This window comes from Sinanaerobacter sp. ZZT-01 (assembly GCF_035621135.1).
Lineage (GTDB): Bacteria > Bacillota > Clostridia > Peptostreptococcales > Anaerovoracaceae > IOR16.
The window spans coordinates 3,216,299-3,240,717 of the sequence record NZ_CP141728.1 but is presented as its reverse complement, the minus strand read 5'-3'; the positions used below and the strand labels follow the sequence as shown (position 1 = coordinate 3,240,717).

26 protein-coding genes and 1 riboswitch are annotated in these 24,419 nt (G+C 38.6%); of the genes, 18 read left to right on the top strand and 8 right to left on the bottom strand.

The features are described 5' to 3' along the window. Positions 1-96: 96 nt before the first annotated feature. The 16 genes from U5921_RS15650 to U5921_RS15575 all read left to right on the top strand — a co-directional run bounded on the left by U5921_RS15650 (position 97) and on the right by U5921_RS15575 (position 16,552). Positions 97-684: an MBL fold metallo-hydrolase gene (locus tag U5921_RS15650; RefSeq protein WP_324824391.1), complete on the top strand. Its 588-nt coding sequence runs from the start codon at positions 97-99 to the stop codon at positions 682-684. Between the two features lie 142 nt (positions 685-826). Continuing rightward, a complete protein-coding gene (gene der, locus U5921_RS15645; protein WP_324824390.1) occupies positions 827-2,155 on the top strand; it encodes a ribosome biogenesis GTPase Der in 1,329 nt (442 codons plus the stop codon). Then, positions 2,148-2,738: a glycerol-3-phosphate 1-O-acyltransferase PlsY gene (gene plsY / locus U5921_RS15640; RefSeq protein ID WP_324824389.1), complete on the top strand. Its 591-nt coding sequence runs from the start codon at positions 2,148-2,150 to the stop codon at positions 2,736-2,738. The genes der and plsY overlap by 8 nt, the downstream gene beginning before the upstream one ends. A gap of 16 nt (positions 2,739-2,754) precedes the next feature. Beyond that, positions 2,755-3,768, top strand: a complete 1,014-nt coding sequence (locus tag U5921_RS15635; RefSeq protein ID WP_324824388.1) for an NAD(P)H-dependent glycerol-3-phosphate dehydrogenase — start codon at positions 2,755-2,757, stop codon at positions 3,766-3,768. Positions 3,769-3,792: 24 nt separating this feature from the next. Beyond that, positions 3,793-5,154 carry a tRNA (N6-isopentenyl adenosine(37)-C2)-methylthiotransferase MiaB gene (gene miaB / locus U5921_RS15630; RefSeq protein ID WP_324824387.1) on the top strand — a complete coding sequence of 454 codons (1,362 nt, stop codon included), beginning with the start codon at positions 3,793-3,795 and terminating at the stop codon, positions 5,152-5,154. Positions 5,155-5,320: 166 nt separating this feature from the next. Then, a riboswitch (cobalamin riboswitch) is annotated at positions 5,321-5,498 on the top strand. A gap of 127 nt (positions 5,499-5,625) precedes the next feature. Next, the gene (locus tag U5921_RS15625) at positions 5,626-6,582 is read left to right on the top strand and encodes a M14 family metallopeptidase (protein ID WP_324824386.1); all 957 of its coding nucleotides are present in this window, start codon (positions 5,626-5,628) and stop codon (positions 6,580-6,582) included. A 25-nt stretch (positions 6,583-6,607) separates the two neighbouring features. Further along, entirely contained in the window at positions 6,608-7,552 is a 945-nt protein-coding gene (nikB, locus tag U5921_RS15620; RefSeq protein WP_324824385.1) for a nickel ABC transporter permease, read from the top strand. Then, positions 7,549-8,376, top strand: a complete 828-nt coding sequence (gene nikC / locus U5921_RS15615; RefSeq protein WP_324824384.1) for a nickel transporter permease — start codon at positions 7,549-7,551, stop codon at positions 8,374-8,376. The genes nikB and nikC overlap by 4 nt, the downstream gene beginning before the upstream one ends. An 18-nt stretch (positions 8,377-8,394) precedes the next feature. Next, positions 8,395-9,972, top strand: a complete 1,578-nt coding sequence (locus U5921_RS15610) for an ABC transporter substrate-binding protein (protein WP_324824383.1) — start codon at positions 8,395-8,397, stop codon at positions 9,970-9,972. A gap of 15 nt (positions 9,973-9,987) precedes the next feature. Continuing rightward, complete coding sequence (locus U5921_RS15605) at positions 9,988-10,776, top strand: ABC transporter ATP-binding protein (RefSeq protein WP_324824382.1); 789 nt, start codon at positions 9,988-9,990, stop codon at positions 10,774-10,776. Beyond that, complete coding sequence (locus tag U5921_RS15600) at positions 10,766-11,728, top strand: ABC transporter ATP-binding protein (RefSeq protein WP_324824381.1); 963 nt, start codon at positions 10,766-10,768, stop codon at positions 11,726-11,728. Before U5921_RS15605 ends, U5921_RS15600 begins: the two co-directional genes overlap by 11 nt. Then, positions 11,729-13,075 carry an MATE family efflux transporter gene (locus U5921_RS15595; RefSeq protein WP_324824380.1) on the top strand — a complete coding sequence of 449 codons (1,347 nt, stop codon included), beginning with the start codon at positions 11,729-11,731 and terminating at the stop codon, positions 13,073-13,075. 60 nt (positions 13,076-13,135) lie between these two features. Beyond that, entirely contained in the window at positions 13,136-13,576 is a 441-nt protein-coding gene (tsaA, locus tag U5921_RS15590) for a tRNA (N6-threonylcarbamoyladenosine(37)-N6)-methyltransferase TrmO (RefSeq protein ID WP_324824379.1), read from the top strand. Continuing rightward, positions 13,563-14,660 carry an iron ABC transporter permease gene (locus U5921_RS15585; protein WP_324824378.1) on the top strand — a complete coding sequence of 366 codons (1,098 nt, stop codon included), beginning with the start codon at positions 13,563-13,565 and terminating at the stop codon, positions 14,658-14,660. The genes tsaA and U5921_RS15585 overlap by 14 nt, the downstream gene beginning before the upstream one ends. Next, entirely contained in the window at positions 14,657-15,409 is a 753-nt protein-coding gene (locus U5921_RS15580) for an ABC transporter ATP-binding protein (protein ID WP_324824377.1), read from the top strand. The genes U5921_RS15585 and U5921_RS15580 overlap by 4 nt, the downstream gene beginning before the upstream one ends. A 24-nt stretch (positions 15,410-15,433) precedes the next feature. Continuing rightward, a complete protein-coding gene (locus U5921_RS15575; RefSeq protein WP_324824376.1) occupies positions 15,434-16,552 on the top strand; it encodes an ABC transporter substrate-binding protein in 1,119 nt (372 codons plus the stop codon). Between the two features lie 164 nt (positions 16,553-16,716). On the opposite strand, the gene U5921_RS15570 is transcribed toward U5921_RS15575, so the two are convergent. Both U5921_RS15570 and U5921_RS15565 read right to left on the bottom strand, forming a co-directional pair. Continuing rightward, on the bottom strand, positions 16,717-17,478 hold the full coding sequence (locus tag U5921_RS15570; protein WP_417765021.1) for a class I SAM-dependent methyltransferase: 762 nt from the start codon (positions 17,476-17,478) through the stop codon (positions 16,717-16,719). Positions 17,479-17,506: 28 nt separating this feature from the next. Further along, positions 17,507-18,094 (bottom strand): TetR/AcrR family transcriptional regulator, encoded by a 588-nt coding sequence (locus tag U5921_RS15565; RefSeq protein ID WP_324824375.1) that lies wholly within the window; start codon positions 18,092-18,094, stop codon positions 17,507-17,509. Between the two features lie 322 nt (positions 18,095-18,416). Here U5921_RS15565 and spoIVA point away from each other — a divergent pair, with 322 nt between their 5' ends. After that, the gene (spoIVA, locus tag U5921_RS15560; RefSeq protein ID WP_324824374.1) at positions 18,417-19,895 is read left to right on the top strand and encodes a stage IV sporulation protein A; all 1,479 of its coding nucleotides are present in this window, start codon (positions 18,417-18,419) and stop codon (positions 19,893-19,895) included. Between the two features lie 68 nt (positions 19,896-19,963). Here the strand turns inward: spoIVA and U5921_RS15555 are convergent, their stop codons facing one another. The 3 genes from U5921_RS15555 to U5921_RS15545 are packed head-to-tail and all read right to left on the bottom strand — an operon-like array spanning position 19,964 to position 21,584. Then, positions 19,964-20,839, bottom strand: coding sequence for a 4Fe-4S binding protein (locus tag U5921_RS15555; RefSeq protein ID WP_324824373.1), 876 nt, complete (start codon positions 20,837-20,839; stop codon positions 19,964-19,966). Beyond that, complete coding sequence (locus U5921_RS15550; protein WP_324824372.1) at positions 20,832-20,987, bottom strand: CD1871A family CXXC motif-containing protein; 156 nt, start codon at positions 20,985-20,987, stop codon at positions 20,832-20,834. Before U5921_RS15550 ends, U5921_RS15555 begins: the two co-directional genes overlap by 8 nt. A gap of 15 nt (positions 20,988-21,002) precedes the next feature. After that, entirely contained in the window at positions 21,003-21,584 is a 582-nt protein-coding gene (locus U5921_RS15545; protein ID WP_324824371.1) for a TlpA disulfide reductase family protein, read from the bottom strand. 243 nt (positions 21,585-21,827) lie between these two features. Here U5921_RS15545 and U5921_RS15540 point away from each other — a divergent pair, with 243 nt between their 5' ends. Beyond that, positions 21,828-22,130 (top strand): DUF6506 family protein, encoded by a 303-nt coding sequence (locus U5921_RS15540; protein ID WP_324824370.1) that lies wholly within the window; start codon positions 21,828-21,830, stop codon positions 22,128-22,130. A 63-nt stretch (positions 22,131-22,193) separates the two neighbouring features. On the opposite strand, the gene U5921_RS15535 is transcribed toward U5921_RS15540, so the two are convergent. Genes U5921_RS15535 through U5921_RS15525 form a run of 3 tightly spaced genes read right to left on the bottom strand, consistent with a single transcriptional unit; the run spans position 22,194 to position 24,386 of the window. After that, positions 22,194-22,628, bottom strand: a complete 435-nt coding sequence (locus U5921_RS15535) for a DMT family transporter (RefSeq protein WP_324824369.1) — start codon at positions 22,626-22,628, stop codon at positions 22,194-22,196. A 47-nt stretch (positions 22,629-22,675) separates the two neighbouring features. Then, positions 22,676-23,452: an ABC transporter ATP-binding protein gene (locus U5921_RS15530; RefSeq protein WP_324824368.1), complete on the bottom strand. Its 777-nt coding sequence runs from the start codon at positions 23,450-23,452 to the stop codon at positions 22,676-22,678. Further along, positions 23,439-24,386: an ABC transporter permease gene (locus tag U5921_RS15525; RefSeq protein ID WP_324824367.1), complete on the bottom strand. Its 948-nt coding sequence runs from the start codon at positions 24,384-24,386 to the stop codon at positions 23,439-23,441. Before U5921_RS15525 ends, U5921_RS15530 begins: the two co-directional genes overlap by 14 nt. Between the last annotated feature and the right edge of the window lie 33 nt (positions 24,387-24,419).

Sequence of the window (24,419 nt, the reverse complement as noted above, 5' to 3'; positions counted from 1 at the left end):
CATTATTTTTAATGAAATCAATGAAAAATTGTATTTTGCAACGAAATAGGGTAAAATCAGTCTTACAAAATAGTATCTTATTTTATGGAGGATAGAATGAAAATTAAACGGTTTATCGGAGGAAATTTAGAGAGTAATGGTTATGTGCTTTATGATAAAGAAGGCGGAGAAGCTTTTATTATTGATCCCGGTTATCTGCCGGAACGATTTCTAAAGAGTTGTTCTGCTTTAAATTTATCAGTAAAGGGCATTTTGCTTACGCACCATCATTACGATCATGTGGGAGCGGTAGAACGCTTAAAAAAGGAATGGAACTGTCCGGTTTACCTGCATTGGCAGGATATCGAGCAGTATAAAAAAAATGTAGACGGAATGCTTGAAGGTGGAGAGGTCTTCCTTTTAGGTGAAGAAGAAATTCGAGTGATACATACACCGGGGCATACCCATGGCAGTGTATGCTTTTTTTCAGAAAAAAGCAAATGTGTATTTACGGGAGACACTATATTTAATATAGATCTCGGACGTACGGATTTGGCAGATGGCTCAGAGCAGGAGATGCGCCGCACTGTAAGGGAAATTATTTCAAGATGGAATAACGATATCACAATCTATCCAGGGCATGGAGATTCTGCAACGATGAAGTATGTACATATGCATAATAGGGAATACTTAGATTTACTATAAAAGACTGATTGTTTTTTCGCAAGACAACGAACTGATTGCTGTAACAGACATTTTCTGCTATAATTACTCTGATTGAGCAATATATATTTTTTTACTTGTTTTTAAAATAGAAAAAACAAGAGAGAGATGGAGTGAAGACATTATGAATAAACCAATAGTCGCTGTTGTAGGCAGACCAAACGTAGGAAAATCGACTTTTTTTAATAAAATAGTAGGCAGGAGAGTATCAATTGTAGAAGATACGCCGGGAGTAACTCGAGATCGCATCTATGCAGAAGCAGAATGGAGAGATACTCCGTTTATTTTAATTGATACGGGTGGCATTGAGCCGGATTCAGATGATATTATTCTATCTCAGATGCGTGCACAAGCAGAGATTGCAATGGAAACGGCGCAAGTCATTTTATTTCTAGTAGATGGAAGATCTGGTGTGACTTCAGCGGATCGGGAAGTCGCGTCGATGCTGCGTCGAAAGGGTAAGGATGTTATTTTAGTTGCGAATAAGATTGATACTCCGAAGCTCCCAGATGATTTCTATGATTTTTATGAATTGGGTTTAGGTGATCCAATTGCTATTTCTGCGGCAAATATGCTGGGACTGGGTGACCTTTTAGAGATGATCATTGAAAAATTTCCGCAAAATGAGGATGCAATGGAAGAAGATGACAGAACAAACATAGCAATTATAGGGAAACCAAATGTCGGAAAATCTTCTTTAATCAATGCATTTTTAGGAGAAAATCGTGTGATTGTCAGTAACATTGCAGGAACGACACGAGATTCGATTGATACCCCATTTACGCATGGAGAAGATTCTTTTTTATTAATTGATACGGCAGGGATACGTCGAAAGAGTAAAGTAATTCAGGATATTGAACGCTACAGTGTAATACGTGCTATTTCAGCAATTGAACGCTGTGATGTTTGTTTCCTGATGATAGATGCCCAAGAGGGTGTTACAGAACAGGATAAAAAAATTGCAGGTGTTGCGCACGAATCCGGAAAAGGAATGATTATCGTTGTAAACAAATGGGATTTGGTAGAAAAAGAAACGAATACAATGCGAGATTTTGAAAGAGAAATTCGTGAAGAGCTGCCCTTTATGACATATGCGCCTATCGTATTTATTTCTGTTTTAAAAAATCAACGGTTGGAAAAACTAATCAACATGGCAAAAATGGTTGCAGACAAACGAGCGATGCGTGTTCCAACTGGGCAGCTGAACAGCTTGATTGTTGATGCGACCATGATGCAGTCTCCTCCTTCGGATAAAGGAAAACGTTTGAAAATTTATTATGTTACGCAGGTTGCAGTGAAACCGCCGCTTTTCTCGTTTAAGATTAATGATCGGGAATTGATGCATTTTTCCTATGCCCGTTATTTAGAAAATAAGATAAGAGAAGGTTTTGGCTTTGAAGGTACTTCTATAAAATTTGTATTTAGAGAGAAAGGTGAGTCCGTGAATGAGTAATCCGCTTTATTTAATAATTTCGGTTATACTTTCCTATTTCATAGGAAATATTTCACCTGCCATTTTAATTGCAAAAGCATCAGGGATTGATATTCGCTCGCAGGGTAGTGGAAATGCAGGAAGTACCAATGTTCTCCGTGTATTAGGGAAAAAAGCGGCGATAGCGACATTAGCGATTGATATACTAAAAGGTGTGACTGCGGTTCTTTTAGGTCGTTACATAGGAGGGCAATCCGTTGCTGTTTTTTGCGGTGTAGCGGTATTTATCGGACACATCTGGCCCCTTCTATTTGGATTTCGGGGAGGAAAAGGGATTGCAACCGGGTTTGGAGCAATTGTAAGCATAGAGCCGATTTTGGGTTTAGAGATTGCGGTAATTGCCCTTTTGGGAATCGTCTTTTCCAAGAGAGTTGCTGTTGGATCTGTATTAGCTGCTGCGGCACTTCCGTTTTTGGCTTATTATATGCATCCTGAGTATTTACTTTGGTCGTCAGCGATGGGAGTAATAGCCATTTTCAAACATCGTCAGAATATCAAACGTATTCTGCATGGAGAAGAAGCAAAAATAACTTTAAAAAAATAAATTTTGGAGGCAGAAAATGAATAAAAAAATAGCAGTTTTGGGAGCTGGAAGCTGGGGAACCGCTTTAGCAGTTACTTTAAGCGCAAATGGTCATGAAGTAAATATGTGGGATATTAATGAACAGCATGCGCAGGAGCTGAGGGTGAACAGAGAAAATAAAAGATATTTACCGGAGGTCTCTTTCCCAGAATTATTAAATATTGCTCTGGAGTCGGAACAAGCGATAAAGGGTGCCGATATTGTACTGTTCTCAGCGCCGGCGCAGCATTTTCGAAGTGCTTTGGAAAATGCGCTTCCTTATTTGAGAAAAGATATGGTTCTCGTTAATGTTGCAAAAGGGATTGAACAGAAAACACTGCTTCGTATGTCTCAAATTGCAAATGAAAAGCTGCCGGATGCTGATTACGTTGTACTTTCCGGACCTTCTCATGCAGAAGAAGTAGGAAAAGCTATGCCAACTACTGTTGTATCTGCATCGAAAGACATCAAACTGGCGGAATACATTCAGGATGTTTTTATGTCTGATACATTTCGTGTTTATACGAATACAGACGTTGTCGGAGTGGAACTGGGAGGCGCATTAAAGAATATTATCGCTTTGGGAGCCGGAATTTCAGATGGTATGGGATTTGGTGACAATGCTAAGGCGGCAATGATGACTCGGGGAATGACAGAGATGGCTCGATTAGGCGTAAAGCTGGGAGCAGAGGAAAAAACGTTTTCCGGACTCAGCGGAATGGGTGACTTGATTGTAACCTGTACCAGTATGCACAGTAGAAACCGTCGCTGCGGTATCATGATTGGAGAAGGATTGCGCCCTGCAGAAGCAACGCAGAAAGTAGGTATGGTTGTAGAAGGAATGTTTACAACGGAAGCCGCTTATGAGCTTGCACAAAAAAATGGTGTGGAAATGCCGATTACCGAAGCAATTTATCAAGTTGTAAACGATAAAATGGATGCGAGAAAAGCCGTTACTGCATTAATGGGCCGCAGCAAAAAACACGAAACAGAAGATTTACTGATTCGTTAATATCAAATATTTGGAGAAAAATAAATGGAAAATAATCAGCCAAGCAGTTTTTTTATACAGACCTTTGGTTGCCAGATGAACGAGCGTGATTCCGAAACGATCGCGGGTATGCTTGCAGAGCGTGGATTTACGACAGCAAAAACGAAAAAAGATGCAGATATCGTAATCTTAAATACATGTAGTGTGAGAGAAAATGCGGATAAGCGTTTTTTCGGCATTTTAGGGCAGCTGAAGAAAATAAAAGAAGAAAGACCGTCATTTGTTGTCGCCGTCTGTGGCTGTATGATGCAGCAGCAGCACATTATTGACACTCTGAAAAGCAAATATCCATGGGTTGACTTAGTTTTTGGGACGCATAACATCCACGCTTTTCCCCAGCTGATTGAGGGGGTTCTTGCAGAACGTAAAAAAATTGTCGATGTTTGGGAAGAAGCCGGAGCTGTAGTGGAGGGATTACCAGCTAAGCGGCTTTATCCTTTTAAAGCTTTTGTTAACATAATGTACGGATGTAACAATTTTTGTACTTACTGCATCGTTCCTTATACGAGAGGAAGAGAGCGAAGCAGAAGACCGGAGGAAATTATTTCCGAAGTGGAGCAATTAGTTGCTGCGGGTGTAAAAGAAGTGACTTTATTGGGTCAAAATGTCAATTCTTATGGGGTCAGCTCCCACGGAAGTGACTATTGTGCGCCAAAAGAAAACGGGATGGACTTTGCCGGACTGATTTATGCACTGAATGAAGTGGATGGATTAGAACGCATTCGATTTATGACCTCGCATCCAAAGGATTTGTCAGACCATTTGATTCAGGCCTTTCGAGATTGTGATAAACTTTGCAAACATATTCATTTACCGGTTCAGTCTGGAAGCACAAATTTACTGAAGAAAATGAATCGAAACTATACAAAAGAACAGTATCTGCATTTGATTGAAAAACTTCGTAAAGCAGTTCCGGATATAGCGATTACCACTGATATTATTGTAGGTTTTCCGGGAGAGACAGAAGAAGATTTTTCTGAAACTTTGGATCTAGTGCAAACCGCACAGTTTGATTCTGCTTTTACATTTTTATATTCCATAAGAAAGGGAACACCTGCCGCAAACCTTACGGATCAAATTTCTGAGTCGGTGAAGCACGAGCGCTTTAATCGTCTGGTAGAGTTGATGAATGGGATAACCGCTCAGATTAATAAGAGCTATGAGAAAACCGTGCAAAAAGTATTGGTAGAAGGAACGAGCAAGACCGACAAAACGACTTATACCGGAAGGACGGATTCTTTAAAGATAGTCAATTTTAAAGGAAACAGTGCGTTAATCGGTGAGATCGTAGAAGTGAAAATTACAGAAGGAAAGACGTTTAGTTTGACCGGAGAAGTCATCTCATAAGTGAAATAGATATTTGATTTAAAACTGCTGTGAAATCATACAATGCAATGTTTTTCAGCAGTTTTTATCTGTCCAATGTTTTTTGAGCTTTCAAATCCATATCGAAGAAGGTATGAGAAATTTTATGGATTGTAGAAATTTGTTGACATTTGTTTGAAAATTAGGATATAATGTAAATTATAAAAGTTCCATGAGGATTAATAGGGAAATTGGTGTAAGTCCAATGCGATCCCGTCACTGTAAAAAAGGGTTTCTTCCAAAAACCACTGGATATTTTGTATCCGGGAAGGAGGAAGGAACGATGCTTTTAAGCCAGGAGACCTGCTTTTATGCATATCAGCAATGCCTACGGAGGATGGGTGAGCTCAAAGAAAAAATGACAAGGAATTCTTTGTGTACACTTATTTGTGTACATTTTTTTTTGATTAATATTCTTGATATAGTATGAGATAAGCAATGAGGAGAATGTAAATGAATCTAATTGACCTTACGCAAGCATTAAAATACAGAAACGAAAAAATTCAGGGAGTTGTGGAAATCGCAGAAGCAGGCGTTCAATTACCGATTACCGTTATCTGCGGAAAAGAAGAAGGAAAGACAATTTTAATAACAGGTGGCATTCATAATGCGGAGTATGTTGGAATACAGGCAGCACTTGAGTTGTCTGTTTTTTTAAAACCGAGTCAGATCAGCGGGAATATCATAATACTTCCATTGGTAAATCGAACCGGATTTGAGCATCGCACAAAAAGCTGTGTTTATGAGGATGGGAAAAATCTAAATCGTGAATTTCCCGGGAATAAAGAAGGAACATTGGCAGAAAAAATTTGTTATTACATAGAGAAAGAAGTTTTTTCTCATATCGATTATTATATTGACCTGCATTGTGGGGATTGGCATGAAGAATTAAAGTCCTATGTATATTGCCAGGGAAAAGCCGATGAAGAAACCTGCCGTATTTCCGAGAAGATGGCAAGGCAAGTGAATGTAAAATATATTGTGCAATCTCAGAACGGAAGTGGAGGTGCTTATAACTACGCGGGAAGCTTGGGAATCCCGGGTATTTTGCTTGAAAGAGGAAATCTGGGACTCTGGTCACAGGATGAAGTGAAGGAAGACATCTTGGATGTAAAAAGGATTTTAAGAGCAATGGGCTTTCTTGTGGGCAGTGCATTTGAGAAAACCGATCAAATCCTGATTAAGGAAGCGTTTTATGAAGAGGCAGGAAAAACAGGATGCTGGTACCCTCGGCACCGAGCCGGTGATATCGTTGAAGAAAATGAGGTATTAGGAGAAATCAGAGATTATTTTGGAAATTTACTGGAAAGACATATTGCAAAAGCAAGAAGTGTTATTTTGTATCAAATCGCAAGCTTGTCTGTTTTAGAAAAAGAAACGGTCATTGCTTACGGAAAGCTTTTCGATTAATGATTATAGGCAAGGAGGAGGCATTTTGAGCGGGACAAAATTGAGGAATAGGCTATTTGAGACTATAATCGTTTTATTCGGGATTAGTTTTATTACATTTGGGTTAACCTACCTGGCTCCAGGGGATCCCGTTAGAACCATGTATGCTGTATCTGGGAGTATTCCAAGTGAGGAAATTTTAGAACAAACGAGAGAAAGTATGGGGTTAAACAAACCGTTTTTTATCCAGTACTGGAATTGGCTCGCTGGATGCCTTCGCGGGGATTTTGGTATTTCTTACTCTATGAACCGACCTGTTGCTGATATTATTTTAGTAAGATTATGGCCAACTTTAAAGCTGGCATTTACCTCTCTTGCCTTTATGATTCTTGTATCCGTTCCACTTGGTATGCTTGCAGCGGTTAAGAGAAACAGGGTGGCAGATTACTTGATACGAAGCGGCACTTTTTTAGGGATATCCATACCTAATTTTTGGGTAGGGATGCTCTTGTTATATGTGGTTGCTGTAAAATTTAAATTAGTATCAGTCGTTTCTATGGGAAATGGAATCGAAAAGCTGATTTTGCCGGCAGTTACACTTGCATTTGCAATGTCTGCAAAGTATACGAGGCAGGTGCGAACTGCTGTTTTGGAAGAATTGAATCAAGAGTACGTTATTGGAGCAAGAGCAAGAGGCATTAAAGAAAGCATTATTCTATGGAAGCATATCTTTCCAAATGCATTATTGCCGCTGATCACCCTGCTTGGTTTATCATTGGGAAATTTACTTGGTGGAACTGCAGTAGTTGAAGTTATTTTTTCTTATCAAGGACTTGGGAATTTAGCGGTTTCTGCGATTAAAGCCTATGACTATCCTTTAATTCAAGCCTATGTAATTTGGATTGCAGTGATATATATGGTAATCAATGGGCTGGTGGATATTTCATATTCTTATTTGGATCCAAGAATTCGAAAAAGGAGTGAAATATGAAAAAAGTAGTTGTATTCATGAGAAAAAACAAACAGTTTATGATTCTCGTTTTATTGGCGGCTGCACTTGTATTAATTGCTTTATTTGCTCGGAAAATAGTGCCTTACAGCCCTTATGAATCAAATTTAAAGGAAGCATTTCTTTCACCGAGTGCGTCACACTGGTTTGGAACGGATAAGCTGGGGCGAGATGTTTTATCTCGTGTTATTTATGGACTTCGAATATCGCTGACGGCTTCATTAGCCTTAGTTAGTATCATTTTTTTGGTCGGGACGATTTTTGGAACGATTTCCGGATTTTATGGCGGCATGATAGACTCTGTAATCATGAGATTTTCGGATATGATGATTTCTTTTCCGGGAATGGTCTTAGCGATTGCGGTGGCAGGTATTATAGGGGCTAGTATTGCGAATGCAATTATCGCAATTGCGGCGGTAAGCTGGACAAAATATGCAAGGCTTGCAAGAAGTTTGGTTTTGAAAATTAGACATAAGGATTATATCTATGCAGCACAGACCATGGGGACAAAAGATATTGATATTTTAAGATATTATTTAATACCTAACGCATTACCTACGCTAATAATTACAGCTGCTACGGATATAGGAACGATGATTTTAGAATTAGCAGGACTTTCTTTTTTGGGATTTGGAGCACAAGCACCATTAGCAGAGTGGGGGCTTATGCTAAATGAAGGAAGAGCTTACATGTTTGATTGTCCATGGCTTATGGTATTTCCTGGAATGGCGATTTGTGTGGTAGCCGTTATATTTAATTTATTAGGCGATTGTTTACGGGACATATTAGACCCGAAGCAAATATAAAATCACAGGAGGCAAAAAATGAAGCTAAAAAAGAGAATTGCGGTATTGGTATTGCTTGCAGTTATAGTTGTCAGCATATTTGGCGGATGTGGGACAAGCGATAAGAATTCTGCGGATAAGGGTAAGACATTGAATTTTGGGTGCACTAACTTTTCGGATTCATTAGATCCATCCGCAATGATAAATGCGGCTTGGTGCGTATCCAGATACAGCATCGGAGAAGGTCTGTTTCGTTTTGATGAGGAAATGAATGCGCAGCCCTATATAAGTGATAAGTTCAAAGTAAACGATGAGAATACAGATTGGAAATTTCATATTAGGGATGGAGTGAAGTTCTCCAACGGAAAAGATGTAACTGCTTCCGCAGTTGTGGATTCTATAAAATATATGTATGAGCAAGAAGCGAATAGTAACGGAAATTCAACGCCGTCCGTATTTATGCAATACGAATCGATTATTGCAGATGATGATTCTGGTATGGTTGAGATTGTGACGAGCAAGCCATATGCAGATTTGTGTGCGGTATTAGCCCATCCTTACTTTTCTATTTTGGATGTAAATTCCGATCTGGATATTGCAAACAATCCGATCGGAACCGGCCCATATGCAATTAAAAAGTATGATACAGGAGTATCGATTGCAATGGAAGCAAATGGATATTATTGGAACGGAGAGGTTCCATATAGAAATGTTAATATTATATTTATTGATGACAGCTCAACAAAAGCTATGGCGTTACAAAGCGGCGATATTGATATTGTAGAAAACATTGTAACAACAAGCGATTTGGAAAAATTAAGAGACTCTTCCGATTTTCAGGTTTCAGAAACCATCGGTATGCGATGCGGATTTTCTTATATCAATCAAAAGAGAGTTTTAAAGGATGTAAATCTGCGAAAAGCCGTATTGCTGGCACTGGATGATGAGACAATGTGTAATGTGACCGTAGGTGGTATGTATACACCCGGCTGCTCAGTTCTTCCTTCTACATTAGATTATGGATATAAAAATCTAAAGGATGCGACACCATATGATATAAAAGCTGCAAAGAAACTTTTGGACAAAGCAGAAATAATCGATTCGGATGGAGATGGGTATCGTGAAATAAATGGAGAAATGATCGACTTATCTTATCTAACGTATGACAGCAGAAATCTGACGGATTTTACAGAAGCAGTAGCATCACAATTGGAATTGATTGGTATTAAAGTAACGATAAATACGACAGATGCAGATACCGAATGGAATATGTTAGTGGCAGGAGAATATGATTTGCTTGCAAATAATTGGATGACGGTTCCGGTGGGAGATCCATATTCGTATTTAGATAACTGGTATAGTAAGTCAAGTGCTAATTATTGTGGATATGCAAATGCGAAGTATGATAAACTGTATGGACAGTTAGAAACCGAGATGGATATAAAAGCCCGTGCAGGCATTATTGAAGAACTACAGCAAATTTTAATTGATGATGCAGCCGTTTTAATTCATGGATATTATCACAGCAATATGTGCAGTTCAAAGAAGGTAGAAGGGGCAGAAATACATACAGCGGACTACTACTGGATTACAACAGATATGAAACCGGCTAAGTAAAACGCAGGAGGCATTATGCTGAGCATTGAAAATATTTCAATTGAATATCAGAAGAGAGATGCAGTTGTCCAAGCATTCAATTTAGAAGTAAAAAAAGGACAAATTGTAAGTCTTGTGGGCGAAAGCGGAAGTGGAAAAACTTCCGTTATTCGTGCTGCGATGGGTTTGCTGCCTTCCGGTGGAAAAGTCACGAAGGGAGATATTCGGTTTGATGGGGATTCAGTGATGAATTATTCAAGGAAGGAATGGGATCAATTCCGAGGCAGCAGAATTTCTATGATATTTCAGGATTCAGGAGCCATGATTAACCCAATTCGGAAAATCGGGCATCAGTTTATAGAATATATACGTAGTCATGATACGATGTCAAAAAAAGATGCATGGGATATGGGAAGAGAGATGCTGGAAAGAATGCAGCTTCCAAACGGTGAACATATTATGCATAGCTATCCATTTGAACTAAGTGGTGGAATGAGGCAGCGAGTCGGCATCGCTATGGCGATGACATTCCAACCACAATTGCTGTTAGCAGATGAACCCACCAGCGCATTGGATGTTACAACTCAGGCACAGATTGTAAGTCAGATGATGGATTTAAGGGCTGAGTTTGGTACAGGCCTTGTCATCGTGACGCATAATCTTGGTGTGGCCGCGTATATGTCAGATAAAATTATTGTCATGAGAGATGGAGAGATTGTAGATGAAGGGGACAGAGAATCCATTTTAAAAAATCCTGCCAGTGAATATACAAAAAGACTGATTGCGAGTGTTCCGACATTAGAAGGGAAGAGATATGTTGAGTGAAGAAAATTTGATTTTGGAAACAAAACAGCTCACAAAGAGATTTAAAAGAGCGAGAAATTGCTCTTTCGTTGCATGTGATAGCGTTTCCCTAAAATTTTATAAAGGAAAAACACTTGGACTTGTGGGAGAGAGCGGCTGTGGGAAGAGTACCTTTATGAAAACGATTGTACAGATGGAAAAAGCAGAGGGGGAAATTCTTTTTCACGGAAAAGATATCACGAAGCTGAAAGGGGAAAGATTGCGACAGCATAGACGCCGTATTCAAATGATCTTTCAAGATCCATCTGCCGCCTTTAATCCAAAGATGAAAATCAGAGATATTATTTGTGAACCGCTCATTAACTATGGAGAAATCAAACGAAAAGATCGGGATCTGATAGCAAAGAAGTATCTTCAAATGGTAGAACTCAGCCCGGAATTTTCCGATCGCTATCCGCATCATTTGAGTGGTGGACAAAGACAGCGAATCGGAATTGCACGTGCTTTGGCCTTGGAACCGGAGATCATTATATGCGATGAAGCAACCTCTGCCTTAGATGTATCAGTGCAAAAAAGTATTATAGAGCTTTTGGTGAAGCTTCAGAAAGAAAAAGGTATTACAATGGGTTTCATTTGTCATGACATCAACCTGGTAGGGCAGGTATCTCATCAGATTGCAGTAATGTATTTTGGAAATATAGTTGAAGTGATAGCAGGACGTAACTTGAAAGATAATGCAAAGCATCCTTATACGAAAACACTTATGGATTCAGTTTTTTATTTGGACATGGACTATAAAAAGAATATGGGTGCAACTGGTAATGAGGTTTCTGGCTTATCGGATTTTTCTCATGGATGCGCTTTTCAAAACCGTTGCAGGGTTTGTTCAGAGAAATGCCGTATCGAAAAGCCGAAATTAAAAAGACTGGATGAAGAACATTATGTAGCTTGCCATTTCGTTAGTGGTGCATAAATGGAAGAAAATAGGCTGACAGAAGGAAGTGTATCACAATCAATTTTGAGATTTTTAATCCCCATTCTGATATCGAGCCTCATCCAACAGTGCTACAGTGTGGTAGATTTAATTATAATCGGGCGATATGTTGGGGCTGAGGCGACCGCAGCAGTAGGCGCAAGTGCTTTAATTGTTACTTGTATGATTGGCTTTTTTAATGGAATGGCAATTGGAACAAATGTTGTAGCTGCACATGAATTTGGGAGAGAAGACAACGATGCCTTAAAATCAATTATTCAAACTGTATGGATTTCAGGAATCGGGGGCGGAATTGTGGTTATGGCGCTGGGACTGACCTTTGCTCCCCTCTTTCTTAGTTGGATGAATACACCAGACAGAATTTTGCAGATGGCTGTAAATTATCTGCGGATTTATATGCTCAGTATGCCTGGAATTATCTTATTTAATTTATCTTCTGGAATTCTAAGAGCAACGAGTGATTCAAAACACCCTATGATGTTTCAAACGGTTGGGGGCCTTTTAAATATCATCGGTGATATTATTTTTATAATCTATCTCAATAAAGGTGTTGAAGGGGCTGCTTTTTCAAGTTTTCTATCTCAAAGTATAGCTGCGGGGTTGACGCTGTTTTATTTGCATGGCAGAAAAAGAAAGATCAGACTTAATTTTACATTCAATGGTTTTCAGTTAAAATATTTGAAGCGAATCATGATTTTTGGAATACCATCCGGAATTCAAGCGATGGTTATTACTTTTTCTAATATTATGCTTCAATCACAAATCAATCAATTTGGTATCCACGTAATTGCAGCGTTTACCGATTATTTTCGAATCGAAATGGCAATTTATCTGCCTATTTTGGCATTGGGTCAAGCAGTTATTTCTTTCGTCGGACAAAATTATGGGGCGGGTCAATTTTTAAGAATTCGAAAAGGAATGAAATTTTCTATCCTTTGGGGAGTCGGAATGACTGTTTGTATGAGTATGCTGCTCTTGTTTAATGGGAGTCTCGTTATGTTGCTTTTTACAGAGAATACAAAAGTTATTTTTTATGGATGCCAAATTATGAGAGTAACGATGCCGTTTTATTTTCTCTATGTGATTTATGAATGCTTGAACTGTGAGTTAAGAGGAAGAGGGATGGCGAATCTGCCAATGGCAATTACCGTATTTAGTTTCTGCGTAGTAAGAATTTCAGCTTTATATCTTATGTTGATGAAATGGCAGGATGTAAGGGGCGTTGCTGCAATTTATCCGATTTCATGGTCTGCTGCGGTTATTCTTTTGCTGATGATAAAAAGCATATTGAATAAAAAAGGCATGTTATCTAGTGCTGTAAAGTAACAGCTCGATAAAAAGTTATTGTTTATTTAGTGAGACAAGTTCGGAAAGGATTGATTGAAGATGGAACTAAAACAAATTGGATTAGTACATAGTCCTTATAAGACAAAGGGAAGTGCACCGCGCCAAGGTAAACTTTCTGAGGAGACAGCAACGATGGAAATTTTTATGGATTATGCAGATGCGATGAAGGGAATCGAGCGTTTATCTCATGTAATTGTGCTTTATTGGGGAGACCAAGCGAACAGAGAGATTCTTCAATCTGCTCCGCCTTGGCAGCAGGAAGAATTAGGTGTTTTTTCGACCAGATCACCAAACCGTCCGAATCCCATCGCATTTTGTGTCTGCAAAATAATTAATGTGGAAGGAAGATTGATTCAGGTGACCGGCCTGGATGCTTTAGATGGGAGTCCGATTCTAGATATCAAAGGATATTCGACTGAGGTGGATAGTTATCCGGAGGCATGTTCGATTCGGACTGGATGTCATGATGCCAAAAAATAAAGGACATCAAGATTTAGAAGAAATGAATCGAAATAAAAGTATCACTTTATATAAAAATCGAGTGAGACGAAACAAGCTTATAATTTTAACTTTTATTGCAAGTACCGTCATCATCGCTTTTTATGCATTGAATAAAGGGGCGGCTCCGACTGCTTTTATTGAAATTATCAATGCTTTTTTCCATTCAAATGATGAGTTAGCGGCAATTGTATTGTGGAATATACGGATGCCAAGAATTTTAGCCGGCATTTTTGCAGGTGCAGGACTGGCTTTGGCAGGCTGTGTCATGCAGACAAATTTGCGCAATCCATTGGCATCTCCTTCCACATTGGGGATTTCCGGTGCAGCTGCTTTTGGTGCTAATATCGCTATTGTATTTTTTAATGCCGGAGTTGTTCGAAATAGTTCAGAAGCTGTTATGATCAGCAATCCGTATCTGGTAACGATTTGTGCTTTTGTGGGAGCCGTCATTGCTATGTTTTTTATTTTACTGATTGCAAGAATCAAAAGCTTTTCACCAGAATCCATTGTGTTGGCTGGTGTAGCATTCAGTTCTCTTTTCAGTGCAGGTTCTACACTGATTCAATATTTTGCATCGGATTATCAAGTGGCAGCCATGGTGTTTTGGACTTTTGGTGATTTGGGACGTATCTCATGGTCTGAACTAAAGCTTTTATTTCTTGTAACGGCTGCGGCTTGCGTCTATGTGTTTTTTCATCGATGGGATTATAATGCAATCGACAGCGGGGAAGAGTCTGCGAGAAGTCTTGGTGTTGATGTGAGCAAGGTACGATTTGAGAGTATGTTTGCTGCCTCCTTGCTGACGGCCATTTCCGTTTCCTTTATGGGTATCATCGGATTTGTAGGGTTGGTTGCACCGCAGATGATGAAACGATTACTTGGGGCGGATCATCGGTTTTTAATACCTGCGTCCGCCATCATGGGTTCTTTTTTACTTTTACTATCGGATACCATAGCAAGAACACTGCTATCTCCTGTGGTTTTGCCGGTAGGGGTGATTACCTCCTTTTTTGGTGCTCCGTTATTCTTATTTTTATTAGTAAGGGGGTATTCAAAAACATGAATTTGACTGTAAATAATATAAAATTCAGCTATCCGGGAAAAGAAGTTTTAAAAGATGCAGGCTTTGAAGCAAAGCAGGGAGAGCTTGTCGCAATATTGGGACCGAATGGAACTGGAAAGACGACTCTGCTGAAATGTATCAATCAAGTTTTAAAACCTACGGCAGGCAGCGTAATCATCGGTTCTGAGGATATCACAAAGTTAAAAGGAAAAGATTTGGCAAAGAGAATCGGATATGTTGAGCAGCACCATCATCGAAGCATGAATACAGTCTTTGATGCCGTGTTATTGGGGAGAACGCCACATATAGGATGCAGAATTCATTCGAATGACATTGAAATTGTAGGCAGCGTCTTACAAGAGCTTGGCCTTTCTGATTTCTCTATGAGATATTTGGAGCAGCTAAGCGGGGGAGAGCTTCAAAAAGTGGCGATCGCAAGAGCCATCGCTCAAAAACCGAAGATTCTTTTGATGGATGAACCAACCAACCATTTGGATTTAAAAAATCAGGTGGATGTAATGCAGAGCATTCGAGCAATTACATTAAGCGCAGACATCACCTCTGTAATCAGCATGCATGATTTAAACTTAGCACTTCGCTACGCGGATCGATTTATTCTTATGAAAGAAGGCCGCATTTATGCCGCAGGAGATGCGGGAATCATTACCGAAAGTAATATTGCTCAAGTCTACGCACTCCCTGTAGAGATATTAGAACATGGTACTCGCCGTATTGTAGTACCTGCATAGATTGTTTGAAAGGGTGAAATGAAAATGAAACAAAAGAGTAAAAAATGGCCGACTTTTCTTGCATTCCTGTTGATTTTAACTTTGATGACTGCTTGTTCAAGCAACGATATAAAAGATGATGTGGAGGAGAAGGTGATAACAGTTACCGATATGCTTGGAAGAAAGGTAGAAATCCCACAGGATGCGGATCAATTTGTCAATGTAGGGGTTGGAGCTTTGCGCTTATATACCTATGTGGCACCGCTGGATCAATTAGTCGGTATTGAGAAAAAAGAAACGGAAGGACAAACCGGAGTTCCTTATTCTGTGATGAATCAATCGATTTTTGAGTCTCTTCCGATTATTGGGCAAGGAGGACCGACCGGAACCGCAGATCCAGAGCAGATTTTAACGGTTGCGCCCGATGTGATTTTTAATACGTATGCGATGGACGCCGCATCAGCAGATGAACTTCAAGAAAAAACAGGAATACCTGTCGTGGTTCTAAGCTATGGAGAGAATGGCGGGATTTTCAATCAAGAAATCTTAGATTCTCTGCGCTTAATCGGGATAATAACGGGAGAAGAGGAACATGCGGAGGAAGTGGTTGCAATCTTGAAGGAGTATGAAGCAGATTTGACAACAAGAACGTCGCAGATAAAAGAGGAAGACAAACCCACGGTTTATATTGGTGCATTGGGGAATAAGGGGCCACAGGGAATTGAGAGTACACAGGGAGACTATTCCTTGACAAATATCCTTCAAGTAAATAATGTTGTGGATCAGACCGGTAAAAAAGGCTCCTTAATGATTGATAAAGAACAATTGCTGACATGGGATCCGGAGTATATTTTCATTGATCTGGACGGCTATCAAATTGTTCAGAAAGACTATGAAAAAAACACAGCTTTTTATCAATCCTTAACGGCGTTTAAGAATGACCACGTCCATGTACAGCTTCCGTTCATTCTTTTGAGGACAAATGTTGAAACAGCAATTGCAGATGCTTATTATATGGGAACGGTTCTTTATCCGCAGGAGTTTAAGGATATTGATCCAGAAAAAAAGGCAGATGAAATCTATACGAAATTGCTGGGAAAACCTTTTTATGAACAGATGGTGCAGGATTACAGTGAATTCGGCAAATTTAAAACACAAGAATAGCAGAATATAAAATTCATTAAATAAAAAATGAAAAAAGTAATAAACGCCACTATTTTTATCAAAAAAAGTAGTGGCTGTTTATTTCCCCCACACTTTGCTCCAAGTTAGATTAAAATTATTGACACTAATTTTAATAATAAAAAAACATTTATTTTCTGAATATGTCAATCGCATGACTCGAAATGCCCAATAAATCTTCGCGCTCGCAAGTTTAAATACAACTCAAAAGTGTCATTGTCCATCGTGTCTATTGCTTCGCGCATAAATAAGGCACAGCCATCTGCCGCAACGTAATGAAGTCGGGTTATGGGAAATACAGACATTAGATTGTCGATGTTTTCTTTACGGACAAGTTCAAACAAATCCTTTGGCTCGGACTTGGCGGCAAATGTTTGGGCGTCAAGCAACCCCTTTTCAATATATTCAGCAACATTGATGTTACCACGATGGAACCCTTCGTCAAGTAGACAGCCATCGGATATAACATAGGCGGCAAAAACTATGCCTCCCGGTCTTGTTACACGAATCGCCTCGCTCAGAGCTTGTTGTTTATCCTCTTTGGTGTAAAGATGATACAACGGTCCTAACAGCAGAGTTATGTCATACCCATTGTCTGGGAACGTAGATAAATCCATAGCGTTGCCTTGTGTAATGGTTATATTTTCATTCGGTTGAGTGTTTTGTTTGAAAATCTCTATATTGTGTTCAACCAACTCCACTGCATCAACATCATATCCCTCTCGTGCCAGTGCATGGGAATATCGACCTGTTCCAGCACCGATTTCAAGCACACGGTCGTCAGACTTTATGTATTTCTCGATATATTTCATTGTGGTAAGGAACTCAACGGAACCATGTTTTGGAACAAGACGGCTATCTTCATCATAATTGTTGTAATGGTTAATTAGATATTGGTTTCTATTCATATTGCACTCCCTCTGCTGATAATAAAAATTAAGTGGGTAATTTCCAGCCCGGATTTTCTTGTCTAACCAAAGCTGTCAAAATATTTGTCACCATTTTTTCAGCCTTGCCTCTATTTAATTCTAATTTTTTCGTTGCAGCCAGAACTGCTATGCCATGTGTGTAAAGAAATAAGTCTAAAAAAATGATTTTTGATTGTTCTAATTCTACTCCAATAGTTTCCGAAAAGAGTTTTGCTTTTTTCTGATTGTCAATTTCCTTAAAAAAGTCTTTTGCATCTGTCATTTCCAAATCCATATCATTTATAAATAATAATTGAAATAAGTGTGTTTCTTTTTGAGCAAATTCAATGTAAGAAAGAGGAAGAATTAGATAGGGACTGACACTAACAGAATTCTTGTAATTGGTAACATATTGCTCGTAGTATTTATAAGCAAAATCAAGAAATTTTTTTTTTAGTTCATCCATGTTTTCGTAACAAGTAAAAATAGGCCGGGTAGAGCATTGTAGTTTACTTGCAATACTCCTTGCATTTACGGTTTGAAATCCTGATTCTCTTGTAATATCCAAGACAATTTTCAGAATCATGTCTTTTGTTATTTTGGCTTTAGGGGGCATATAAGTTCACCTCATTAATAAATTCAATATATAACGATAGTTGTATAACTATTGTTGTATATTAATTAAATTATGTCAAGAGAGAATTTCGCTTATTCTTTTGATAAAAGAATAAATCACAATTTTTGTGGCACACTTGAGAATTACGCTAAGCGGAAAATCACACCAACCGTAGGACGGGTAGTGTTAATTTAAGTCATCATTTTTATTTTTGTAATATTTTAAATTTGAATTACTTTTTTTATTTTTTGTGAATAAAGAGGACATTCGTCTAATATATTGTACAGACATCAGTGGAAATAATATGGAGGAGGGGTAGAGCTTGGAGAACCTGAATATATATGAAAACATTGCGGAACGTTCACAGGGGGATATCTATATCGGCGTGGTCGGGCCGGTGAGAACCGGAAAATCCACGTTCATTAAAAGGTTTATGGATTTAATGGTAATACCGAATGTAACAAACCGTTATGTGAAAGAGCGGATTCAAGATGAATTACCGCAAAGTGGTGGGGGAAAAACCATCATGACAACAGAACCGAAATTCGTACCGGCAGAGGCGGTTGCATTGGAATTACCGGGTAAAGTAAACCTTCGTGTACGCATGGTTGATTGTGTTGGATATCTGGTGAATAATGCTTTAGGACATATGGAAGATGGGAATCCGCGAATGGTCAGTACACCGTGGCAGCCAAATCAAATTCCTTTTAAGGAAGCAGCGGAGATCGGAACGAGAAAGGTAATTCGTGATCATTCCACAATTGGCATTGTAGTGACAACAGATGGGTCCATCGGTGAAATTGATCGGGAAAGCTATGTGCCGGCAGAGGAGCGTGTCGTCTCTGAATTAAAAGAATTGCATAAACCGTTTGCGATGGTTTTAAATACCTTACAGCCATCGGATGAGTCGGTTCTGGAACTTCAAAAAAGTTTGGAAGAAAAATATCACGTTCCTGTAATTGCAGCGGATTGTGCGAAGATGAGCAGCGAAGCTATGGCTCATATATTAAATGAGACATTATATGAATTTCCTGCAACTGAAATTCGTTTTCGTCTTCCGGGCTTTATTGAGGGCCTTGGTAATGATCACTGGATAAAGGCTACAATTATAAGCAATCTAAAAGAGTGGAGTAAGACTTTTGATAATTTAAAGGATGTGAAAGAGAGCATTGCGTCTCTGGCTGACGGAAATATCATTGAAGATGTCACAATTAAAGGGATGGAACTTGGAAATGGTGAAATTGAAGTAGACATGAATGTTGCAGATGGCCTTTACTATCAGGTGATCGGTGAAATCATGGAATGTGATATTGAAAACGATTACCAATTTTTCTCTTTGATCAAAAAGTTCTCACAAGCGAAGAAAGCTTATGATAAACTGGAAGAGGCTATGGGGCAAGTGGAAGATGCCGGGTATGGTATCGTGCAGCCTAAGCTTTCAGAAATGGTGTTAGAGGAGCCAGAAATATTTAAGCAGGGAAATAAATTTGGAGTACGTTTAAAAGCAAAGGCACCAAGCCTTCATATTATTAAAACAGATATAACCACTGAAGTTTCGCCAGTCGTTGGATCAGAAAAGCAATCAGAAGATTTAATTCGCTATCTATTAACTGAGTTTGAGAATGATCCTTCAAAGATTTGGGAAACAAATATTTTCGGAAAGTCGTTATATGAGATGGTAACGGAACAAATGGAGCATAAACTTTCAAATGTGCCGGAGAACATTCGGTTGAAAGTGCAGCGTTCCTTACAGAAAATATCAGATGAGGGAAAAGATTATTTTATTTGTATTGTGCTTTAGATTACAAGTATCAGAGCAATTATAAGAATCCTTTGGCATGGATACACCCCCAAATATTTGATGAAAATCTAATTTTTGGAGGTGTATTTTTTTGTGGAATAGGTATATTCAATCGCATTGGTAGGACAGATGCTTTTGCATTTTCCGCATCTTATGCACTCTAGATCATTTGCATTCTTCACTGGGTCTACATTCATTTTGCATTCGGTTGCACAGGCGTGGCAGTGGATGCATTTTTCAGGATTGACTCGATATTTAAAAATAGAGATTGGATTAAACACTGAATAAATTGCGCCTAGAGGGCAAATGTATTTGCAGAATGGACGGTAAATTAAAATAGAAGCGAGAATAGTTACAAGTAAAAGAAAGTTTTTCCATGCATAAAGCCATCCCACGGTTTGCTTTAGGGTATCATTCATGAGAACAAGCGGAATTCCGCCTTCTAAAGTACCGGCAGGGCAGATAAGTTTGCAAAAATAAGGGCTGCCTTGTCCGATGATATCTACAAGAAATAAAGGCATCAATATAACAAATACGATTAGAATAACGTATTTTAATTTTCTTAAAAGACGATCCCCTTTAAATGTTTTTGGTTTTTTATAAAACGGTATTTTATGGAGCATATCCTGGAAAAAGCCGAAAGGGCAGAGATAGCCACAGACAAAACGCCCCATAATAGAACCAATCACTATCATGAATCCTGCGATATAAAAAGCAAATTTAAACTCATAGCTGCCAATTACAGCTTGTAAGGAACCAATTGGGCATGAAGCAATTGCACCTGGGCAGGAATAACAATTTAAGCCGGGGACGCATACATTTTTTACTTTTCCTTGATAAATTTTTCCCTGAATAAATCCAATGAGAAAACTGTTAGTAATCAATGTCCAGATTGCTTGTATAATATAGCGCGAACGATCATTACTGATTCTTTTTTTAACCAATTCCGATACACTCCAAACAAATATTTATTGATTTTTCAAACATAACGGGGACTTCGCCGCGATAAATTCCAAAAACCATGAAAACAATACCGATAAAAAGAAAACAGATAGAAATTATATTTATATTTTTCTTTTTTTGTTTTCGCATAGCATTTCCCTCTTATTATTTTTTTATTTTGTCTAATTCTTTATTTATGATATCAATCCATTCCTCTTTTGAATGGGAGCCTACATAAGTTTCACCCACAATGTTTCCGTTTTTATCGACAAAGAAGCTTTCAGGGACTGAATCGACGCCTTTTAATCGACCCTCTCTCAATACTGAATCCGGCAAGAGAATATCATAGCCTGCATTTGTTGATTGAATGATTTCTTTTAATTTCTCTAGTTTTTTGTCGTCAATTTTTCCATCTTCATTTACATCTAAGACAATTCCAATAACATTGACTCCTTTAGCAGACAACTCTTTATCAATCTGGCTCAAATAAGGAATTTCTTCCACGCATGGAGAGCACCAGGTTGTAAATAGATTGACGAGAGTCAGGTCGTAATTTGAAAAAATATCCTTTGTAACTTCATTTCCGTTGATATCCTGTGCTTTAAAATCGCCAAGCTGTGCTTCGTTTGCGGCAATAGGGGATATCGTATTTGTTGAATCCATGTCATCATTTGGTTCAGCACAGCTTATTAAAGTAAAAATGCCTAACAAAGTGATAAAAAGTATGGGCACTATTTTTTTTCTCATTTTATTTTCTCCTTTTCTATTTGAATAATTTTTCCTCTTATATTAAGATATAAAGCTGTTTAGAAGGAAATGCTATTAAAGTTAGTATTACTAAAAATAAAAACTTTACACAGAATTTATACAGCTTCTTTTTTAATTTGGTATTGCATGGTATACTGATTGCAAAGTAAATGAATTTATCATTCTTATAATAAGGCAGTTTCAGCAATAAGAACGTACATTGTGCGTGGAAAGAGGTTCAATGTGAAAAGAAAAATAGCATTTATGTTTATTAATGCAAGCATGACAAAACCTAGAAGAATGGTCATGGATTTTGAATCCGGTGAAATGATTACGGTCGGTGTAAAAAATTATGATATGGCATGTGAAGAGGCAAAGAAGCTTGCGCAGGAAGGTATTTTACTTTTAGAGCTTTGTGGTGGATTTGGAACCATAGGGCATGCAAAGGTAAGTGAGGCTGTTTTAGGAAAGATGCAGGTTGGTGTGGTTCGATTTGATAATCATCCGGGATACGAAGGTCTTTCCGGTGATACAAAATGGTTATAACTTATTTTTGGACACAGCCATGGAATTTTAAATTTCTAACCATGGCTGCTTTTTATTGAAGAATCATGCACTTTTCCATTTAAACAAAATAACACCGCCAATCATCAGTGCAATACCTGCGTATTTTGTCCAGCCAAAGTGAATTTGCTCTGAGTCAAAAAGAGCAAACGCATCAATGATAGCTGCAACTAAAAGCTGACTGATTAAGATAATAGAGATGGCATAGGTAGGGCTTAGGTGCCCGATTGCCAGCATAACTGTTATCGTAATGATCAGACCGAGTACACCACCCAGCCAGTAAATTTTATTGACATGCAACAAATTTGCAAAATTTCCTTTTCCGACTAAAAACATAGCAATGACAGCAAGAATAAAAGCGGTTCCTTGAACGAATGCATTCGACTCATATAAGCCGATCTTTTCTCCTAAGCGAGTATTTATTACACCTTGAAAGCTCATTGCGGCACCTGCCACAATACTCATAAGAATTCCGAACATAAAAAAATCACCTCGAGGACAGTATTGCCCATGGGGTGATTTTTATACTATTTTAACAGCATGCGGTCATTTTGAATTTCAAATTGTTCGATTAATTTTTCAACTGTCATTTTTTTTCGCTCTTCTCCGGAAATATCCATGATGATTTTCCCATTATCCATGAGAATGGTTCTAGTTCCATACTGTAAGGCATCGCTCATATTATGTGTTATCATCATCGTGCAGATATCGTTCGAATTTGCAAACTGGTCGGTAAGCTCCAATACCTTTTTCGCTGTTGCAGGATCCAATGCGGCAGTATGTTCATCCAGCAGGAGGAGCTTAGGACTTACTAGGATGGCCATGAATAAAGTCAGAGCCTGCCTTTGCCCACCGGATAATAATTTCACCTTTTGAGTCATCCTATCTTCTAATCCCATACCTAAAAGAGACAAACGTTCACGAAAAATAGCTTTTTCTTTTTTTGAAATACCTTTTTGTAAACCTCTAAATTTGTCTTTGCTGAATGCGATAGCCAAATTTTGTTCAATCGTCATATCAAAGGCAGTGCCTTTCATTGGATCTTGAAATACACGGCCGATATAGCGGGAGCGTTTATGTTCCGGATATTTTGTGATATTTATCTTGTTTAAAAATATATTTCCATTGTCTGTTTTTTCTACTCCGGAGAGACAGTTCATCAGTGTAGATTTCCCGGCACCATTGCTGCCGATTATGGTAACAAATTCTCCAGGCTCTATCGTGAGATTGACATCCTGCAAGGCGAGCTTTTCATTTACGGTACCGTATCCGAAAACTTTATAAAGATGTTCAATGCGTATCATCGGGTTCACCATCCTTTGCAAAATTTTTCGTATTTGTGGTATCGTAAATTTTCTTTTTAGGAAAAGAGTCTTTCATGATTCCGGTTGATAATGCAATGGCAACAATAACTGCAGAAATCAGCTTTAAATCAGTAGCCGGCATTCCGCAGCTTAAAGCAAATGCCAAAGCAAGACGGTAGAGAATCGCACCGACTGAAACCGCCAGCAGGCGGATCAGAAGCGGAATACTCTTTGTGAAGAATTCAAAAATGGTTTCACCTACAATGACAGATGCAAGGCCGATCACTACCATACCGACGCCCATGCTAACATCTGAATAGGATTGATATTGTGCTAAAAGTCCGCCAGCAAGTCCGACGAAGCCGTTTGATAGAGAAAGTCCTAAAAGCTTCATCAGGTTGCTGTTTACTCCAGATGCACGCACCATATATTCATTATCACCGGTTGCTCGAAGTGCAAATCCGATACGGGTATTTAAGAAAAAATATAAGACAATAGTTACGAGCACTAATATGATAATTCCTAATAGCAAGGAGGAGTAGTCATTTTGCACCATCATGTGAAAGTTTTTATAAAGAGTAGGGCTCTGTGTAAGTGCGATGTTAGATTTTCCGCCCATTAAACGTAAATTTAAAGAATATAAGGCAAGCATCACTAGGATGCCTGCCAGAAGCGGTTCGATTTTTAATTTGATATTTAGTAATGCAGTGGCCGCACCAGCCAAAGCGGCCAGTAAAAAAGAAGCAAGCAACGCGACAAGGGGAGAATATCCCGTGCTGCAAAGTATGGCAGAAGCAGCAGCTCCTGTCACGATGCTTCCATCAACGGTTAAATCTGGTGTGTTCAAAGTACGAAAAGAAAGAAACACACCGAGGGCTAAAACTGCATAGATTAAACCTAATTCAAAAGAATTTAGGACTGCGGTAAAGGTCATATAAAATACCTAACTTTCTAATTTGCTTTTTTT

Coding starts and splice junctions, on each gene's coding strand:
- U5921_RS15650 (WP_324824391.1), top strand. CDS start 97: ATGAAAATTAAACGGTTTATCGGAGGAAATTTAGAGAGTAATGGTTAT.
- der (WP_324824390.1), top strand. CDS start 827: ATGAATAAACCAATAGTCGCTGTTGTAGGCAGACCAAACGTAGGAAAA.
- plsY (WP_324824389.1), top strand. CDS start 2,148: ATGAGTAATCCGCTTTATTTAATAATTTCGGTTATACTTTCCTATTTC.
- U5921_RS15635 (WP_324824388.1), top strand. CDS start 2,755: ATGAATAAAAAAATAGCAGTTTTGGGAGCTGGAAGCTGGGGAACCGCT.
- miaB (WP_324824387.1), top strand. CDS start 3,793: ATGGAAAATAATCAGCCAAGCAGTTTTTTTATACAGACCTTTGGTTGC.
- U5921_RS15625 (WP_324824386.1), top strand. CDS start 5,626: ATGAATCTAATTGACCTTACGCAAGCATTAAAATACAGAAACGAAAAA.
- nikC (WP_324824384.1), top strand. CDS start 7,549: ATGAAAAAAGTAGTTGTATTCATGAGAAAAAACAAACAGTTTATGATT.
- U5921_RS15610 (WP_324824383.1), top strand. CDS start 8,395: ATGAAGCTAAAAAAGAGAATTGCGGTATTGGTATTGCTTGCAGTTATA.
- U5921_RS15605 (WP_324824382.1), top strand. CDS start 9,988: ATGCTGAGCATTGAAAATATTTCAATTGAATATCAGAAGAGAGATGCA.
- U5921_RS15600 (WP_324824381.1), top strand. CDS start 10,766: ATGTTGAGTGAAGAAAATTTGATTTTGGAAACAAAACAGCTCACAAAG.
- U5921_RS15595 (WP_324824380.1), top strand. CDS start 11,729: ATGGAAGAAAATAGGCTGACAGAAGGAAGTGTATCACAATCAATTTTG.
- tsaA (WP_324824379.1), top strand. CDS start 13,136: ATGGAACTAAAACAAATTGGATTAGTACATAGTCCTTATAAGACAAAG.
- U5921_RS15585 (WP_324824378.1), top strand. CDS start 13,563: ATGCCAAAAAATAAAGGACATCAAGATTTAGAAGAAATGAATCGAAAT.
- U5921_RS15580 (WP_324824377.1), top strand. CDS start 14,657: ATGAATTTGACTGTAAATAATATAAAATTCAGCTATCCGGGAAAAGAA.
- U5921_RS15575 (WP_324824376.1), top strand. CDS start 15,434: ATGAAACAAAAGAGTAAAAAATGGCCGACTTTTCTTGCATTCCTGTTG.
- U5921_RS15570 (WP_417765021.1), bottom strand. CDS start 17,478: ATGAATAGAAACCAATATCTAATTAACCATTACAACAATTATGATGAA.
- U5921_RS15565 (WP_324824375.1), bottom strand. CDS start 18,094: ATGCCCCCTAAAGCCAAAATAACAAAAGACATGATTCTGAAAATTGTC.
- U5921_RS15550 (WP_324824372.1), bottom strand. CDS start 20,987: ATGCGAAAACAAAAAAAGAAAAATATAAATATAATTTCTATCTGTTTT.
- U5921_RS15545 (WP_324824371.1), bottom strand. CDS start 21,584: ATGAGAAAAAAAATAGTGCCCATACTTTTTATCACTTTGTTAGGCATT.
- U5921_RS15535 (WP_324824369.1), bottom strand. CDS start 22,628: ATGTTCGGAATTCTTATGAGTATTGTGGCAGGTGCCGCAATGAGCTTT.
- U5921_RS15530 (WP_324824368.1), bottom strand. CDS start 23,452: ATGATACGCATTGAACATCTTTATAAAGTTTTCGGATACGGTACCGTA.
- U5921_RS15525 (WP_324824367.1), bottom strand. CDS start 24,386: ATGACCTTTACCGCAGTCCTAAATTCTTTTGAATTAGGTTTAATCTAT.